The 15,063-nt window shown below is 49.0% G+C and carries 20 protein-coding genes; all 20 read left to right on the top strand.

The features are described 5' to 3' along the window. Positions 1-7 precede the first annotated feature (7 nt). Positions 8-1,102, top strand: a complete 1,095-nt coding sequence (locus MDMS009_RS06745; RefSeq protein ID WP_008290138.1) for a phage protease — start codon at positions 8-10, stop codon at positions 1,100-1,102. Next, entirely contained in the window at positions 1,102-1,503 is a 402-nt protein-coding gene (locus tag MDMS009_RS06740) for a hypothetical protein (RefSeq protein WP_008290156.1), read from the top strand. The genes MDMS009_RS06745 and MDMS009_RS06740 overlap by 1 nt, the downstream gene beginning before the upstream one ends. Positions 1,504-1,540: 37 nt before the next feature. Continuing rightward, complete coding sequence (locus MDMS009_RS06735; protein ID WP_008290173.1) at positions 1,541-2,611, top strand: Mu-like prophage major head subunit gpT family protein; 1,071 nt, start codon at positions 1,541-1,543, stop codon at positions 2,609-2,611. Positions 2,612-2,677: 66 nt separating this feature from the next. Further along, positions 2,678-3,100 carry a hypothetical protein gene (locus tag MDMS009_RS06730; protein WP_008290141.1) on the top strand — a complete coding sequence of 141 codons (423 nt, stop codon included), beginning with the start codon at positions 2,678-2,680 and terminating at the stop codon, positions 3,098-3,100. 15 nt (positions 3,101-3,115) lie between these two features. Further along, complete coding sequence (locus tag MDMS009_RS06725; RefSeq protein WP_008290132.1) at positions 3,116-3,535, top strand: gp436 family protein; 420 nt, start codon at positions 3,116-3,118, stop codon at positions 3,533-3,535. Continuing rightward, the gene (locus MDMS009_RS06720; RefSeq protein ID WP_008290165.1) at positions 3,532-4,095 is read left to right on the top strand and encodes a phage protein Gp37; all 564 of its coding nucleotides are present in this window, start codon (positions 3,532-3,534) and stop codon (positions 4,093-4,095) included. The genes MDMS009_RS06725 and MDMS009_RS06720 overlap by 4 nt, the downstream gene beginning before the upstream one ends. Before the next feature lie 3 nt (positions 4,096-4,098). Beyond that, positions 4,099-4,347, top strand: coding sequence for a DUF2635 domain-containing protein (locus MDMS009_RS06715; protein ID WP_008290139.1), 249 nt, complete (start codon positions 4,099-4,101; stop codon positions 4,345-4,347). A gap of 2 nt (positions 4,348-4,349) precedes the next feature. Then, on the top strand, positions 4,350-5,816 hold the full coding sequence (locus MDMS009_RS06710; RefSeq protein WP_008290164.1) for a phage tail sheath subtilisin-like domain-containing protein: 1,467 nt from the start codon (positions 4,350-4,352) through the stop codon (positions 5,814-5,816). 15 nt (positions 5,817-5,831) lie between these two features. Beyond that, on the top strand, positions 5,832-6,182 hold the full coding sequence (locus tag MDMS009_RS06705; protein WP_008290154.1) for a phage tail tube protein: 351 nt from the start codon (positions 5,832-5,834) through the stop codon (positions 6,180-6,182). 4 nt (positions 6,183-6,186) lie between these two features. Beyond that, positions 6,187-6,567 (top strand): phage tail assembly protein, encoded by a 381-nt coding sequence (locus MDMS009_RS06700; RefSeq protein WP_043887794.1) that lies wholly within the window; start codon positions 6,187-6,189, stop codon positions 6,565-6,567. Positions 6,568-6,648: 81 nt separating this feature from the next. Beyond that, positions 6,649-8,421, top strand: a complete 1,773-nt coding sequence (locus tag MDMS009_RS06695) for a phage tail tape measure protein (RefSeq protein ID WP_008290161.1) — start codon at positions 6,649-6,651, stop codon at positions 8,419-8,421. Continuing rightward, entirely contained in the window at positions 8,421-9,548 is a 1,128-nt protein-coding gene (locus tag MDMS009_RS06690; RefSeq protein WP_008290153.1) for a DNA circularization protein, read from the top strand. The genes MDMS009_RS06695 and MDMS009_RS06690 overlap by 1 nt, the downstream gene beginning before the upstream one ends. Beyond that, complete coding sequence (locus MDMS009_RS06685) at positions 9,541-10,563, top strand: phage baseplate assembly protein (RefSeq protein ID WP_008290121.1); 1,023 nt, start codon at positions 9,541-9,543, stop codon at positions 10,561-10,563. Before MDMS009_RS06690 ends, MDMS009_RS06685 begins: the two co-directional genes overlap by 8 nt. Next, the gene (locus tag MDMS009_RS06680; protein WP_008290167.1) at positions 10,563-11,114 is read left to right on the top strand and encodes a phage baseplate assembly protein V; all 552 of its coding nucleotides are present in this window, start codon (positions 10,563-10,565) and stop codon (positions 11,112-11,114) included. The genes MDMS009_RS06685 and MDMS009_RS06680 overlap by 1 nt, the downstream gene beginning before the upstream one ends. Then, positions 11,111-11,572 carry a phage GP46 family protein gene (locus tag MDMS009_RS06675; protein WP_008290120.1) on the top strand — a complete coding sequence of 154 codons (462 nt, stop codon included), beginning with the start codon at positions 11,111-11,113 and terminating at the stop codon, positions 11,570-11,572. Before MDMS009_RS06680 ends, MDMS009_RS06675 begins: the two co-directional genes overlap by 4 nt. Next, the gene (locus tag MDMS009_RS06670) at positions 11,562-12,626 is read left to right on the top strand and encodes a baseplate J/gp47 family protein (RefSeq protein ID WP_008290140.1); all 1,065 of its coding nucleotides are present in this window, start codon (positions 11,562-11,564) and stop codon (positions 12,624-12,626) included. The genes MDMS009_RS06675 and MDMS009_RS06670 overlap by 11 nt, the downstream gene beginning before the upstream one ends. After that, positions 12,617-13,204, top strand: a complete 588-nt coding sequence (locus tag MDMS009_RS06665) for a YmfQ family protein (protein ID WP_008290129.1) — start codon at positions 12,617-12,619, stop codon at positions 13,202-13,204. Before MDMS009_RS06670 ends, MDMS009_RS06665 begins: the two co-directional genes overlap by 10 nt. A gap of 2 nt (positions 13,205-13,206) precedes the next feature. Next, entirely contained in the window at positions 13,207-14,154 is a 948-nt protein-coding gene (locus tag MDMS009_RS15810) for a hypothetical protein (RefSeq protein WP_008290149.1), read from the top strand. After that, positions 14,154-14,675: a hypothetical protein gene (locus MDMS009_RS06655; protein WP_008290664.1), complete on the top strand. Its 522-nt coding sequence runs from the start codon at positions 14,154-14,156 to the stop codon at positions 14,673-14,675. The genes MDMS009_RS15810 and MDMS009_RS06655 overlap by 1 nt, the downstream gene beginning before the upstream one ends. Further along, positions 14,675-15,037 carry a hypothetical protein gene (locus MDMS009_RS06650; RefSeq protein WP_008290144.1) on the top strand — a complete coding sequence of 121 codons (363 nt, stop codon included), beginning with the start codon at positions 14,675-14,677 and terminating at the stop codon, positions 15,035-15,037. Before MDMS009_RS06655 ends, MDMS009_RS06650 begins: the two co-directional genes overlap by 1 nt. Positions 15,038-15,063 lie beyond the last annotated feature (26 nt).

Genomic DNA, 15,063 nt, shown 5'->3' with positions numbered 1-15,063 from the left:
GGTCGCTATGCATAACGTAGCGCTTGCAATCTGCTCACTACTGGTCGGCACTGATGGTGCCGTCCAGTTATTTCCTGCTGGCAAGTTCGATGCCCCTCGCGGTGCGATGGCAGGGAGTGGCCCTTGGTATCTTGATGATGTTTCTGCAGCTGCACTTATTAATCGCGTTCAATCACGCAAGAACGACATCGTTTTCGATTACGAACACCAAACTTTGTTGGCTGCTAAAAATGGTCAGCCTGCACCCGCTGCCGGTTGGGGTAAGCCTGCCGCGTTGAGTTGGGTGCCTGATAAAGGTCTCATGTTGTCTAGTCCTGAATGGACACCAAAAGCCAACGGCTTCATCACCAACAAAGAATATAAATATATTTCACCCGTTTTCACCTATGACCCCAAAACAGGTCATGTCTTGGATTTACTTCATGTCGCGTTAACCAATAACCCAGCCATTGATGGAATGGATGATGTATTGGCAGCGGCTTCCCTTCTCCCGCAACCAAAACAAGAGGACGCTTCTATGAACGAGGAGACTTTAAAGCTGTTACGCCAATTATTTGGCCTTGCAGCTGATGCCGATGAATCAGCGGTGACTGCAGCTCTGACTGCTATGAATAAGCAGGTTACCAACATGGCAACCACATTGGAGCTGAAAGACACTTCAGGGCTTGCTGCGCTGACAGCGGTTAGCAATGCTCTCGGTGAGCTAAAGAAAAAAGCCGATAGCGCTGATGAAGCTGTTGCTGCTGCCACTGCGGCTACCCCCGACACCGCTATGGCTGTTATTAAAGAGCAAGGCGAAGAAATTGCTGCTCTGACAGCGCGCCTGGATGGCAATGACAAGGACGCCATGATTGCCGCAGCCAAAGCAGATGGCAAGCTCACTCCCGCCATGGAGCTGTGGGCTAAAGACCAGCCGGTTGATGTGCTGAAGTCCTACCTTAAATCAGCCGCCCCCATTGCCGCCCTGACAGGTAAACAAACCACCACACAGCAAGTCGATGACGACGGCAACCCCGTTCTGTCTGATGCGCAGTTGGCGGTTTGTACGCAATTGGGTGTCGAGCCAGCCGAATACGCCAAATCACTCAAAGGAGATAAGTAATGGCCGCATTAACCAAAGACCGTAATACCCCGCAACGGTTAGGTGAAGTTCACAACCATCCAGTGGCGGCATCAAGTGTCATCTTTGCTGGCTCTATTGTTGTGCTTGATTCATCTGGCAATGCTGAGGCTGGTTCAACGGCAACCGGTTTGAAAGCCGTAGGCCGTGCAGACCAGCACGTTGATAACGGTGCTGGCTCTGCCGGTGATAAAGCCATTGATGTACGCAAAGGCACGTTCTTGTTTGCAAACGATGGCTCGATTGACCGCACCGATATCGAAGCCACCGCTTACATCGTCGATGACCAGACAGTGGCTAACACTGACGACACCGGCTCCCGTAGTGCTGCAGGCAAGATTGTCGACGTTGATGTTGACGGCGTCTGGGTCAAATTCGACTAAGACTTCACTGGTTTAGCTAATTAATAAGGATGACACCATGAAAAAACTGATTCTCTTGCCGATGGCCATCGTCGGCGCTCTCGTAATGATGACCTCCGCGATGGCGGCTGACTGGTCATTGCCAGCCAGCCTAATGACCGGCCCTGCCTCATTGAATACGGCCATGATGGGTGATGCAATGCCAATGCTGGCGTTTGGCGGCATCATCATTAACAAACAGGCTATTCAAGATATTTTTATTGGCCTGAAAACCGTCTTCCATAACGCACTCAAAGCCCGAACCAGTAACTGGCAACTGACTGCGATGGAGGTCATGTCTAGCACCAAGACCGAAGACTACGCCTGGTTAGAACGTTTCCCGAAAATGCGTAAATGGGTGGGTGAAAAGCATGTCAAAGCCTTGAAAGCCGGTAAATACACTGCCACCAATGAAGATTGGGAAACGACCATCGCGGTTGATCGTAACGATATCGAAGATGACACCTTGGGTATCTACAACACCCAAGCCAATATGGCGGGTGACTCAGCGGGTGAACTGCACGACATCATCTTGGACGATCTGAAAAACAACGCCTTTATTAATGAAGGTCTTGATGGTCAGTACTTCTATGACACCGATCATGAAGTGAATGAAGATTCGGTATCGAACAAACTGACAGTGGCATTGAGCGCGGCAACATCAGCGGCTGCAGCGGCGTCTTACGGTGCGGCACGTACTGCAATGATGAAGTTCACCGATGACGAAGGCATGCCATTGCGTCTGGTACCCGACTTGCTCGAAGTGCCACCGGCTTTGGAAGCTGTCGCACGTAAATTGGTCGAAGCCGACAAGCTCGACGATGACAGCCCGAACCCCTACAAAGGCACAGCCAAAATTGAAGTCAATCCGGGGTTAACGTCTGATACTGTCTGGTTCCTCCACCACACCCGCAACGCTGTGAAGCCTTTCATTATCCAGATGCGTAAGAAGCCTGTCTTCGTCAGCCAGACGGATATGGAAAACGATGATGTATTCAATAAGCGTGAATACAAGTTTGGTGCCGAAGCGCGAGCGACTGGCGTGTATGGCTTCTGGCAACTGTCTGTCGGTTCCACCGGCGGCGCGTAGTTAATCAGCCTTTAAGACAACTTTATCAGGGCGGTTTTCCGCCCTGATAACCAAGATAAGGAACGCATGATGGAAAACTTACTACAACTGCTACGTGAGAAGGCATTCGACAAAAAGCCTACCGTCGAAGAACTGAAAAAGTTTGATGGTCTGGACAGCATTACAGCCAAAGAGCGTGATGAAGCCTGGAAAGTCATTCAGGACGAAAAGCAGGCTCAGTCTAAAACGAATTCAGAAGCTGATGATAATGGGGGTGGCGGTGACTCAGACAAAAACAGCACAACCACAACAACCACTACAACCGACAGTGACCCTGATTCTAAACCAAGCACCAAACAGAACGCTTTACCACACTACCGTGTGACCGTGATGCGGGATGGGTTTCGTCGTTTAGGTCGTGCCTGGTCAGGCAGTGATGATGTCGAGCTGAGCGAAGAAGAGGTCGCCATCCTGGAAGCCGATCCGATGTTCAGCGTTGTCGAGCTATAAGCGGATATCTCAACGATGCCTTACTGCACACAACAAGACCTGGTCACCCGATATGGAGAGGATGAACTGATCCAGCTTACGGATAAGCAAAACACGGGTCAGCTGGACACGGACGTCATTAATTTAGCCATTGCCGACTCAGACAGCATGATTGATGGTTATCTGGGTGGCCGTTACAGCCTGCCGATTGACCCGCTGCCAAGGTCATTGGTGCGTATTGCTTGCGAAATTACACGCTATTACTTGTACGAAAATCTAGCGCCCGATGAAGTAAAAGACCGGTACAACGAAGCAGTCAAGTCACTCAAAAGCATCGCCCGTGGCGAATTGAGCATTGGTATCAGTACAGAAGGTGCCAAACCTCTCAGCCAAAACACAGTGAAAATCAACACCGGTGGCAATGTCTTTAACCGTAAAGATAAGAGCTTTATATGAACAGCATTAGCACCGTTGAAGATCACATCATTGAAAAAGCACAGGCGTTATTTGGCAATACATTAAGCGCTGCTGAAGTGTTACCCAGCGCGTTGAACTTGGCAGTACTGAAACAGTTGGTTGCCTCAAACAGAACGCCGGGCGTTTACACCACGTTTCTCGGTGGTCAAGGCAACTCACGCGGTAGCCTCAATGGCCGTTTTGATGTGTATGTCATCACCCGTCACGTTGGTAACCACAGCGCCCGGCGTCGAGGTGACACAACCACCATTGGTGCTTATGACATTTTAGCGGCACTGATTCCTAAGCTGCATGAATCGACGATTGCAGGGGTCGGTTCACTGGCGCTGAAGAATGTCAGGAATCTGTTTTCAATGCAGCTGGAGCAAAGCTTCAAAGCCACGATGTATGCCGTCACTTTTGAGTTGCCAAATATGCCATTTCCTAATGACTTTGACCCATCAACGTTGGCTGATTTTGTCACCTTTCATGCTGAACATTCATTGGTCGACGGCGACGACGAACCCGACGCTATTGACCACATAACATTGGAGCAATAAACCATGCCAGACCGAATTTTTATCAAACCCGCCAAGCAGGCTGTCAATGTGCGAAAGCTACGCGGCGGTCTGTTAAATCAGCACGGTGAATACGTGCCACGTGAAGTGTATTACCTGAAGCGGATAAAAGACGGTGATGCGATTGAGCTAACCAGTGACGCCGACATTAAAAAAGCGTTGGCCAAGGCTAAAACGGATGCCAAAAAAGCCGTTGCTGCCAAACCCACAGATTCAACTGATAAGGATGCATAAGCATGGCTATTTCTTTTGATACGATTCCTGAAAAATTACGTCTACCGTTTACAGCCATTGAGTTCAGTAATCGGTTGGCAGGTAATGCCAATATTGATTTTAAAATGCTGGTTATCGGTCAGCGACTGTCAACCGGCACGATTCCAGCGGGGCAAGCAGTTCGTGCCAATAGCCCTGAAGAATTGGAAGCGTATTTTGGTCGAGGCTCTATGTTGGCTGAAATGGGCAAGGCACAAATCAATGCCGATCAGTTTACTGAAAAGTGGTTCTTGGCTTTAGATGATGCATCAGGCGGTGAACAAGCAACCGGGTCAATCACCGTTACTGGCCCGGCCACGCGAGGAGGCACAGTCTTTCTTTACATCGCAGGCTATCGCTTACTCATTGGTGTTGACGCTGCTGACACGGATGAAGATATTGCCAGCGCTATCGTTGCAGCCATTACGGCAGAGACGACCTTACCGGTAACAGCCGAAGTTAATGGTGCAGAGTCGACTGAGGTCGATATCACTTGTAAGTGGAAAGGTGAAACCGGCAACGATATTGATATGCGACTCAATTTCTACGATGAAGCCTTGCCTGATGGTGTCGGCCTCACCTTTGTGGCCATGTCTGGCGGTACCGGTAATCCTGATCTTACTGATGTGTTCACTGCTATTGGTGATGAATGGTACAACTGGCTTGCAGTGCCTTATACCGATACAGCCAACTTAGTGGTGCTAGAAGCCGAAGCAGAAAGTCGCTGGGGGCCAATGCGTGCCATCGGCTTTCGGGCATTTACTGCGTTTAAAGGCACCCACTCAGAAACCGGGACTTTTGGCAGTGGACGAAATGGCCCACACGTCACCTGCATGGGTACCAATGACTCACCGACTCCGCCTTATCTATGGGCTGGCGTCAATTGTGTTGTCGCTGCCGCTTCCTTGCAAATTGACCCGGCACGTCAGCTAAGAACGCTGGCATTGCCTGGTATTAAGCCACCGAAAAAAGAACTGCGTTGGGATGGTACCGAGCGTAATCAGCTGCTGTTCGATGGTATTGCTACTTACAGTGTTGATCGTGGTGGATTGGTACGAATTGAACGTCAAATCAGTATGTATCAAACCAATGCGTCCGGCTTTGCTGATGACAGTTATCTCAACATCAACACGGCAGAAACATTAGAACGCATCCGCTTTGAGCAACGGGCAATGGTGTCTCAAAAATTCCCGCGTCACAAGCTGGCGGATGATGATTTTGATATTCCAGCCGGTCAGGCGGTGGTGACGCCTAATGCCATGGAAGATGAGTTTTTAGCCTTGTATACCGTCTTTATGGATCGCGGCTGGTGCCAGGATTATGAAGGTTATAAAGCCACAATCATCGCTGAAATTCATGATGACGATCCAGACCGTCTGGATATGTATGACTCACCAAAACTCATCAATAACCTACGTGTCACGGCTGTGCACACTGAATATCGTCGTTAAATTTAGGAGTAAGCAATGAGCGAACAAGTCACAGGAAAAGTAAAAGTCAGAATTGACGGCGGTGTTATTGAGTCAGAAAACGAAGCCACGTTAGATCCGGGTGGTGTTTCAAGAGAACCGTCGAGCCATGGTGGCAAAACCTATTTCACCGAATCAGATTCACCACCGAACCTGAAGTTTAAAATCCTGCTCACGTCAACGGTTGACGTGACAGAGGTGAATAAGTGGAAAAACAAAACCGTCACGTTTATCACTGATACCGGCCAACGTTATTTAATGCGTAACGCCTTCACTGTGAATGTGATTGAGCATGGCATGACCAGTGCGGATGTCGAGATGTCAGGCGATATGGCGGAGAAGGTATAAACGCATGGCCACGATAACAATTTCACTCGAACACGGCGTCAAAATGGGCGATAAAACCCACACTACAGTCTTGCTGCGAGAGTTAACCCCTGGAGACATCATTGATGCGGGGCTAGCGTCTGAACGTGTCACGGCATCAGATGATGGCTATGTGTTTGCTGTCAGTCCGACATTGATGGGGCTTCATACCTTGGCGAAGCAGATTGAATCTATTGGTGATTATGACGGCATTGTTGATATTGATGACCTGCGTAAATTTCACCGTGAAGATTTTGAGCTGCTTCAGTTTCATGCAGAACGATTAGACCAGGCAGTGCTGGAGTCTGTCATGCAGCGGGGGAAGCATGATGCGTCTGGCGGAGAACCTGAACTGGCAGACGATTAAGTTCAGCCAGTACAGCCAGACGCCTCTTAACTACACATTAAATAGACCTTTAAGACTCTTTTATACGCAGCTAATGAAACGATGAGCCAAAACGACTTAACAACCAGCATCAACATCAACGCCGGAGGTAACTTCGGCCGCCAGATGCGTGTTAATGAAGACCGTTGGAAACGCTTTAGCAAAACAGGCCAACGTCAAATGGGCGTGTTGCGTAGAAGTGTCAGCAGCTTTGGTAACGGGCTTGATAAGTTAGGCAATCGTTACACCGCACTATTGACCGGTGCCGCTGGTGCCGGAACAGCCAAGTTTTTAGTCTCGCTTGAGCGTCGCTTCACTCGGCTAGGCATTCAAGCCAATATCGGTGCTGAAGCAATCGATGAACTGAAAAAGAAAATCTATGAAACGGCACAATCACCCGACATCAGAGTTGACCCAAGTCAAATCACCAGCGCGATTGAATCTATTGTCGAGAAAACCGGTGACCTGGACTTTGCTGAAGCCAATATCCGCAACATTGGTTTAGCCATCCAGGCAACCGGTGCAGAAGGCACATCGATTGGTGAAGTGCTAGGTGAGTTCCAGAAAATGGGCATCGTCTTGGAAAAAGACGTGCTTACGGCACTCGACACACTCAATGTGCAAGGTAAAGAAGGCGCGTTCACCTTGCAAAATATTGCGGCATTAGGCCCTCGTGTTGTCACCGCTTACACCTCGATGGGGCGGCAAGGTATTCCTGCTATTCGTGAGATGGGTGCGGCATTGCAGGTTATCCGTCAGGGTACCGGCTCATCAGAGATGGCAGCGACGGCTTTTGAAGCCTTAATGCGGACACTGAGTGATGCTAAGAAAATAGACATGCTCAAAAGCGGCGGCATCAAAATATTTGATGCTGAAGCTTTAAGTCGTGGCGAAGAAGTGTTGCGACCAATCAATGAAATCATGGTCGACATTATCAAAAAAACACAAGGCAAAAAAACACTGTTAAGCACCGTGTTTGATGCAGAAGCCATGCGTGCATTCAATTCTTCCACTGCCGAGTTCCAGCGCACTGGTGGGCTGGAAAGCTTAGATAAATTCATGAATGTCCACGCTGATGGCACCACCACATTAGAAGACTCGACCAGAGCAGCAAATGATGCCGCAGGCGCTATGCGAAACCTCTACACTGCCTGGCAACAATTTGCTGACTCAAACCTGACTACCTACATTCAATCATTGGCGGACACGATCAATGACATTGATAAAGAAACACTGGATATGCTCATCAAAGGTGCAGCAGGTCTGGTTGCAGTCGGTGGCACAGCTATCCTAGCGAGGAAACTCTATAAAGGTGGCAAGGGTATCTCCGACTTTGTTAAAGGCAGCAAAGCTAAATCCGCCATGGGTGGTGCACTAGGCGGGATGGATGGGGTAACGCCTGTTTATGTTGTCAATATGCGCGGCGGCATGGATCCAACGGGTATGGATCCAAAAAAGAAACCAAAAGTAAAAAAACCTAATCGTAGGCAAATGCTTAGAGCAGCGCCAAATATGAAAACAATAGCAGCGATGGGTGCCGGAGCGATGGGTACTGCTGGTTTAGCAGTTGGCGCTGCTGGTTTGGCAGGTTACGGAGCCGGTAAGGTTATTTATGATAATGCATTAGAAGGCACTGAGTTTGCTGACGCATTAGGCCGTTCGATTGCTAAAGCCTTGGCTTTGTTTGGTAATGATAATGCTCAGGCCGCATTAAGTGCGGAAAAACGCAGCCAACTGCAAATTGAAGTCACCGATAAGCGTGTCCAGGTCAAAAATATCCAAAGCGATGACATGGATATTAATGTCGATACTGGCCCTACAGTGGGGAATCTGTAATGGCCGAACAAGTATTGACATGGCGCGAGCAACTTCAACAATCCTCATTCCGTGGCGTTGAGTTTTATGTTGATGACCATACGCTCGAATTTGGTCGCCGTGTCCAGTTGCATGATTATCCCTTTAAAGATGATGCCTATGCCGAAGACTTAGGCGGCAAAGATGCTGTGTACTCCTTTCCTGCTTTTGTAGTGGGTGAAGATTACAGGCAGCAGCGTGACAAACTGATTGAGGCTTTAAACAAAAAAGGCTCTGGCACCTTAGTTCATCGTTACCTCGGACGTGTCCGTGTGCAGGCTGGCCCCAGCAGTTTGCGTGAAACCAATAAAGAAGGTGGTATTGCCCGATTTACTCTGACTTTTTACAAAGCTGAGTCACGCGCCAAGCCAACATCAAAAGTTGACACGCAACAACGCGTCAATGCAGCGGCCAAAAACGCACAAGCTGTAGTGAAGCAACAATTTACATCGGCATACAGCGTTACCGGCTTTCCAGGTTGGGTGAAAGAACAGGCGAAAACCGTCTTATCCGATATCGAGTCACGCTTTTCCGGATTAGGTGTTATCGATGCCACCATTGCCGATTTTGTTGGTTTGCCCGATGCCTTAGCGGGGCAGGTGATTGGCAGTGTCGGCAGTCTTTCTGCCATGACTCAGTTTCGTAAACTGTTCAGCTTTGGTAGCGAATCAGCCGCCGTGCCAACCACCACGCCAAGTCGTGTTCAGCAAGCCTCAAATCAGCAGGCAATCATTAACCTGGTACAACAATCATCACAAATTGAAGCGGCCAGAGTGGCTAGTACCCGTGATTATGACTCGGCTCAAGATGCGATTGCCGCACGTGATGAACTGTCTGAGGTATTAGATGAGCAAATGCAAGCGGCAGACGATGAGACCTATATCGCACTGCAAGATTTACGGGCTTCCATGGTTCAAGACCTGACAGAACGTGCCGCCAACCTCAAGCAAGTTCGTCGCTATACACCACAAGCGACATTGCCCTCATTAGTGATTGCGCATCAGCTCTACCAAGACGCTGATCGTGCAACCGATATCGTCTCTCGCAATAACATCGGTCACCCCGGATTTGTACCCGGTGGTCAGACTTTGGAGGTGTTGGATGCATGATGTCGCCTTGAAAGTGAATGGTCTGGACTGGTATGGCTGGGAAGAGGTTCGGATCAATCGTTCAATTGTTCAAATTGCGAATGAGTTTAATCTCAAGCTGACTGATAAATGGTCTGAAAACAGCGCGCCACGCCCTATTAACGATGGCGATTCCTGCAAGGTGACGATTGATGATCACACGGTCATCACTGGCTATATTGATGAAGTTGATCATAGCTATGATGACAGCACTAATGGCATTCAAGTAGCAGGGCGTGATGCAACCGGTGACCTGGTTGATTGTAGCGCGCCATCGTTTCAGTGGGCTGGTCGTAACCAATTAGAGGGTGCGTCAGTACTCTGTGAGCCATACGGTATTCCGGTGTCCTCAACGGTTGATACCAGCAAACCGTTTGCCACAATGAAATCAGATGAAGGTGAAAGCACCTTTGAAGTGCTCGATACCGTCGCTAAAATCAGAGCAGTACTGCTAGTGTCTGATGGTTTGGGTGGCCTAAAAATCACACGTTCCGGAACCCGACGCCTGAAAGGCAGTTTAGAAACCGGTGTCAACATTAAAGCCGGTAGTCGTAAACGCTCATCACGCGAACGCTTTAGTCACTACACGGTTAAAGGCCAAACCAGCAGTGCCTGGATAGATACGGTATCGGTGTCAGCTACCGTGGCAGATAAAGCCGTTACTCGTCATCGACCTAAAATTATTCTAGCTGAAGATGCCTTAGATGCCGCTGGCTGCAAAGCCAGAGCCACATGGCATAGAAATATTTCTGCAGCGAAAGCTCAGACATTTAATTACACGATGCTGAGCTGGTATTTAGACGATGAATTGATCGAACCCAATTGCCTTATCGCAGTGAAAGACCACTACCTGAATGTCAATCGTGACCTATTGATCGTAGGCATCACCTATATAGTTGATGATAAAGGGCTGCGCGCTGAGCTGATCCTTGGTTTGCCTGAAGCGTTTGAACTACAAGCCCTGCCAGAGCCAAACGATGAAGGCGGTGTCTGGTAATGCGTCGCTTACAGAAATTACTGTCACCATTAAAACGTGGCCTGCAACAAATGCTACGTGTCGGTGCCTTGCTTAAAGTCAATGACGCACCACCGATTCAAATGGTGCAGATCGAAACCTTATCTGGTGAGGTGATTGAGGTGCCTCGCATTCAAGATTACGGCATAACATCCGTGCCACTACCCGGAGCAAAAGGTGTCGTCGCGGCTATTGGCGGTAAAACCAATGGCTATGTTTGCATCAAGATGGATGATAAGCGCTATCGTCAAGTCAGTCTCAAGCCGGGCGAAGTTGCACTCTACGATAGTCAAGGACAACTCGTTCACCTCAAGCAGGGTGGCCTGATGGAGTTGATTGCCAACACACAAATCACGGCCAAAGTGCCGGTTTTTCGTATCGAAGGCCAACTGAACGTCACCGGCGACATTATCGATCACGTCGATAGCGATGGTCTGACCATGGCGAGCATGCGTTCTACTTATAACGGCCACAATCATAATGGCGATAGTGGCGGCACCACCAGTAACCCTAATCAGAGTATGACACCATGATGGATTTTGTTATCAAAATGGTGAATAAAAATGGTCGTCCACGCTTTGTGCTGGAAACCGATCCATTAAAAATTACCTACGTCGCGATACTGGAAACAGCCGTCATCGTGGCGCTTTTCACTGACAGACAAGCCGACTCAGATGACGTCATCCCCGATGGCACCAATGATAAACGTGGCTGGTGGGGCGATGCCTTGGCGTCTGTTTCTGGTGACTTGATCGGCTCACGGCTTTGGTTGTTACAACGTGAAAAGCAAACCGAGCCTGTGCGAAAAGCCGCTGAAGACTATGCCGATGAAGCCTTGCAGCATCTCATTGATGATGAAGTGGTTGATTCCGTGCAAGTCACAGCCAGTTACCCACGCGCTGAATGGTTAGCCTTAGATATCGACATCGAAACAGCAGACGGCCAGCTTTTAAATTTCAATTATGCCTGGGAGGCTTTCAATGGCGTTTAAACGTCCTTCATTGGCAGAATTACATGCCCGTTTAACGGCGAATATTGATAGCAGAACCGATGGTCAGCCACGTCTGCGCCGTTCACCGTTTAATATCTTTGCCACGGTCATGGCGGGTGGCATGCATGAGATGTATGGCTATCAAGCCTATAAAGCGAAGCAGTTATTGCCTGATAGCGCCGATGAAGCGCACTTTGGTCGTCTCGCATCAATTGAAGGCACCGAGCGAAACCCATTCGAATACGCGATCGGCCAATGTGAAGTCACCGGCACCAATGGCGCTGTTATCGAAGCCGGTAAAACTCTAAAACGTGCTGATGCGGTTGAATACACAGTCGATGATGAAGTCACTATTGTCGGTGGTGAAGCCGTTATTTCAGTCACAGCCGTTTTGCCAGGCGCTGAAGCCAATGCCATCGCTGGCGTTGCCTTAACCTTTGTCGATACCCTTGCCGGTATTAATGGCCAAGCCATCGTTGACGCAGACGGTATTAACAATGGTACCGACATCGAGCAGCTTGAAAGTTGGCGTCAACGTCATATCGAAAACATCCAGCAACCGGCTCAAGGTGGCGCGGCACATGACTACATTAGATGGTCAAAACAAGTGCCAGGTGTTACCCGTGCATGGCAATATCCGGGTGAGATGGGTGAAGGCACTGTCACCGTTCGTTTCGTGAGAGATAACGATGACAGCATCATCCCTGATGCGACTGAAGTGGAAGCGGTGTATGACTATATTTTTGAACAGCACCCTGTTACAGCCGGGATCTATGTTGTTGCCCCCATCCCTGTCGCTTTAGATTTAACTATCGCGTTGACACCGAATACCACGGTTGTCAAAGCAGCCGTTGAATCCGAAATAGCCGACTTACTTTCGCGAGAAGCGATTCCAGAAGATGGTAATGGCAAAGGCACTATCAAAGTCAGCCATATCCGAGAAGCGATTAGTATCGCTGCTGGTGAGACCGATCATGTTTTAGTTAGCCCGACAGAAGACGTCACGCTAACGCTAGGCCAAATTCTCGTGCCAGGTGATATCACATGGCAATAAAAACCCAGCAATACCTCACTATGCTGATGGCCTTAATGCCTCGCGGCCTGCTTTGGGACGATCTGCAACACGATCCTGACTTTATCGGCTTGTTCGAATCAACCGCTGAAGAGCTTGCCATCCTTCACGCCCGTGAAGATGACCTGTTAGACGAAGCAGACCCGCGTACCACCTATGAAATGCTTAATGAGTGGGAAGCCGCTTACGCGCTGCCCGATCCGTGCGTAGATGACGTGCAAACCCTTCAGCAGCGACTGGCTAGCCTATACGCCAAAGTGACCAATAAAGGGGGGCAAAGCATCCCGTATTTTATAGCCATTGCAGAATCGATTGGCTATCAAGTCACTATCACCGAGTTTTCGCGCTGGACAGTCGCAGACCGAGTCAATAAACCGCTTTATGGGCAGTCTTGGCAGTTTGCATGGCAGGTCAATGCGCCTGAAGAAACGATTAGCTATTGGAGAGTGAATGGCCGCGTCGATGAGCCATTAGCATCATGGGGCAATAAGCGCCTCGAATGCACACTCCATAGATTAAAACCCGATCACACCACACTCATTTTTTCCTACGGAGGATAATAATGGAACCACGTAATTATGAAGCGGATGCTTCAGCATCACCTCCTGATGCCCCAGCAGTACCGTCAGTTGGTTATCCAACAAATGGTGATCCTACATCCGGTACACCAGCGACATGGCCCGGCGCGCATTGGTTCTACAAAATGGGCGAGTCACTACGCAACGTCATCACTAATGCAGGCCTCACACCTGATGATGGTGATTTAAACCTGCTGCAGAAAGCCATCGTCAAGCTGGTCTCAGCCACCAACCACGTTGTACGGCTGGAAGATGTCACCTTTGGTCCATCAGTAGCCGATGGCGATGCCGTGTACTGGGACACTGCCAACAGCCGCTATGACCGTGCCATTGCCGACGGTACCGACAAACAGAAGATGGTCGGCTTTGCGGATGTCACCAACAGCCTGGTCGAAGCGTTTGGTCGTTCGGCGCTGTTCTCCGGCCTGACGGTGGGTGACAAGTATTATCTGTCTGGCAGTACGGAGGGGGAAATTACTGCAACTGCGCCATCCGAAAAGGTGGTCGTCGGTCTGGCTAAATCAGCCACCGTGATGTTTGTTGATATTGACCCGATTGCCGGTACGCCTATTCAGGATCAGACGACATGGAATACGGGAACCGATACGACTGAGAGTATTATCAGCCCCGACAAGCTTGATGCCAAAATCAAAACGATGGCTATTGGCGAGGGGCAGGTCTGGCAAGACGTTTTTGTCAGTCGTTCAGAGGGTGTTACTTATACAAACACTACTGGTAGATCTATTCAACTGGCGATAGTTCTAAGCGCTGGCAGTGGGCCTCGTAATTTCCTTGTTGACGGTGAAGTTATCTGCACTATCGCAGGTGATTCTGATGAACAATACGTTAATTTGATTATTCCGAACGGTAGCACATATCAAGCCGGAGCTGGAGTTCTTTCGGGATTTGATGTTTGGTGGGAGCTTAGATAATGAAATATTTTAAAGACGAAAATAATAATGTCTTTGCATTTGAATCCGATGGCTCACAAGATCATTTAATTAAGTCTGGCATGACTGAAATTGATGAGTCAGAAATTCAATCTGTCATAGATTCAAAACTAATAATCGATGATCGGCTTGCTAATAAGCATTCTGAGATTGTTCAGAAATTCAAACTAGCCATGGCTCCAGTCACGAGTCTTTATACGGCTGAAGAAATTGCTAGCTTCCCAACGCAAGAGCCAGAAGCAATAGCTTGGCAGTCGGACAATGCCGCGCCGACGCCACTGATTGACTTCATTGTTGCAGAGAGAGCCAGCGTTGATAAAGCAACCCTAGTCGGACGAATCATTAGCAATGCGTCCAATTATAAAAGTGTGGCTGGCCCAGCTATTGGAAAAAAGCAGGACTATGAAGACTTGCTCTATGCACTTCAAACACAGCACGAAGATGAGCAGCAGCCGGATGTGATTCAAGCTGATATTGACGCGATTGTTGTGGATTACAGCTAATGCCTAAGCAATCAAAAATATCCTGGTCAGACCTGACACCGGAACAAAAAATCAGTTTTGGAAATGGCTGTGGCCCTGACTGGCTACCCGAACCAGTTGCTAAGCTGTTATTTGGCTGGTTCTTCGAGGCGAGTTGCCGTCATCACGATTTTAACTACCAACGTGGTGGTGGTGATAAGGATCGTCTCTCAGCTGACCGAGGCTTTTTTAAAGCCATGCTGCGAGATGTCAAGCGGCTGCATTGGTCATTACAATTGCCAGCAGCTATAGAAGCTGTTGGGTTCTATGGTCTGGTTCGCTTCTTTGGCCGTTTTCATTTTGAAGATGGCCAATACAAATCGCTAGACCAAATACTGAAGTAAAGGAAGAGACAGCGACTCGGCAGTGC

It is taken from the genome of Methylophaga thiooxydans DMS010, from assembly GCF_000156355.1.
Lineage (GTDB): Bacteria > Pseudomonadota > Gammaproteobacteria > Nitrosococcales > Methylophagaceae > Methylophaga > Methylophaga thiooxydans.
Note: the sequence above shows the minus strand (reverse complement) of the source record. Positions and strands in the feature narration are given on the sequence as shown.

What these genes read in the sequence shown, in the direction of transcription:
- MDMS009_RS06745 (WP_008290138.1), top strand. Translation starts at nt 8, where the DNA reads ATGCATAACGTAGCGCTTGCAATCTGCTCACTACTGGTCGGCACTGAT.
- MDMS009_RS06740 (WP_008290156.1), top strand. Translation starts at nt 1,102, where the DNA reads ATGGCCGCATTAACCAAAGACCGTAATACCCCGCAACGGTTAGGTGAA.
- MDMS009_RS06735 (WP_008290173.1), top strand. Translation starts at nt 1,541, where the DNA reads ATGAAAAAACTGATTCTCTTGCCGATGGCCATCGTCGGCGCTCTCGTA.
- MDMS009_RS06730 (WP_008290141.1), top strand. Translation starts at nt 2,678, where the DNA reads ATGATGGAAAACTTACTACAACTGCTACGTGAGAAGGCATTCGACAAA.
- MDMS009_RS06725 (WP_008290132.1), top strand. Translation starts at nt 3,116, where the DNA reads ATGCCTTACTGCACACAACAAGACCTGGTCACCCGATATGGAGAGGAT.
- MDMS009_RS06720 (WP_008290165.1), top strand. Translation starts at nt 3,532, where the DNA reads ATGAACAGCATTAGCACCGTTGAAGATCACATCATTGAAAAAGCACAG.
- MDMS009_RS06715 (WP_008290139.1), top strand. Translation starts at nt 4,099, where the DNA reads ATGCCAGACCGAATTTTTATCAAACCCGCCAAGCAGGCTGTCAATGTG.
- MDMS009_RS06710 (WP_008290164.1), top strand. Translation starts at nt 4,350, where the DNA reads ATGGCTATTTCTTTTGATACGATTCCTGAAAAATTACGTCTACCGTTT.
- MDMS009_RS06705 (WP_008290154.1), top strand. Translation starts at nt 5,832, where the DNA reads ATGAGCGAACAAGTCACAGGAAAAGTAAAAGTCAGAATTGACGGCGGT.
- MDMS009_RS06700 (WP_043887794.1), top strand. Translation starts at nt 6,187, where the DNA reads ATGGCCACGATAACAATTTCACTCGAACACGGCGTCAAAATGGGCGAT.
- MDMS009_RS06695 (WP_008290161.1), top strand. Translation starts at nt 6,649, where the DNA reads ATGAGCCAAAACGACTTAACAACCAGCATCAACATCAACGCCGGAGGT.
- MDMS009_RS06690 (WP_008290153.1), top strand. Translation starts at nt 8,421, where the DNA reads ATGGCCGAACAAGTATTGACATGGCGCGAGCAACTTCAACAATCCTCA.
- MDMS009_RS06685 (WP_008290121.1), top strand. Translation starts at nt 9,541, where the DNA reads ATGCATGATGTCGCCTTGAAAGTGAATGGTCTGGACTGGTATGGCTGG.
- MDMS009_RS06680 (WP_008290167.1), top strand. Translation starts at nt 10,563, where the DNA reads ATGCGTCGCTTACAGAAATTACTGTCACCATTAAAACGTGGCCTGCAA.
- MDMS009_RS06675 (WP_008290120.1), top strand. Translation starts at nt 11,111, where the DNA reads ATGATGGATTTTGTTATCAAAATGGTGAATAAAAATGGTCGTCCACGC.
- MDMS009_RS06670 (WP_008290140.1), top strand. Translation starts at nt 11,562, where the DNA reads ATGGCGTTTAAACGTCCTTCATTGGCAGAATTACATGCCCGTTTAACG.
- MDMS009_RS06665 (WP_008290129.1), top strand. Translation starts at nt 12,617, where the DNA reads ATGGCAATAAAAACCCAGCAATACCTCACTATGCTGATGGCCTTAATG.
- MDMS009_RS15810 (WP_008290149.1), top strand. Translation starts at nt 13,207, where the DNA reads ATGGAACCACGTAATTATGAAGCGGATGCTTCAGCATCACCTCCTGAT.
- MDMS009_RS06655 (WP_008290664.1), top strand. Translation starts at nt 14,154, where the DNA reads ATGAAATATTTTAAAGACGAAAATAATAATGTCTTTGCATTTGAATCC.
- MDMS009_RS06650 (WP_008290144.1), top strand. Translation starts at nt 14,675, where the DNA reads ATGCCTAAGCAATCAAAAATATCCTGGTCAGACCTGACACCGGAACAA.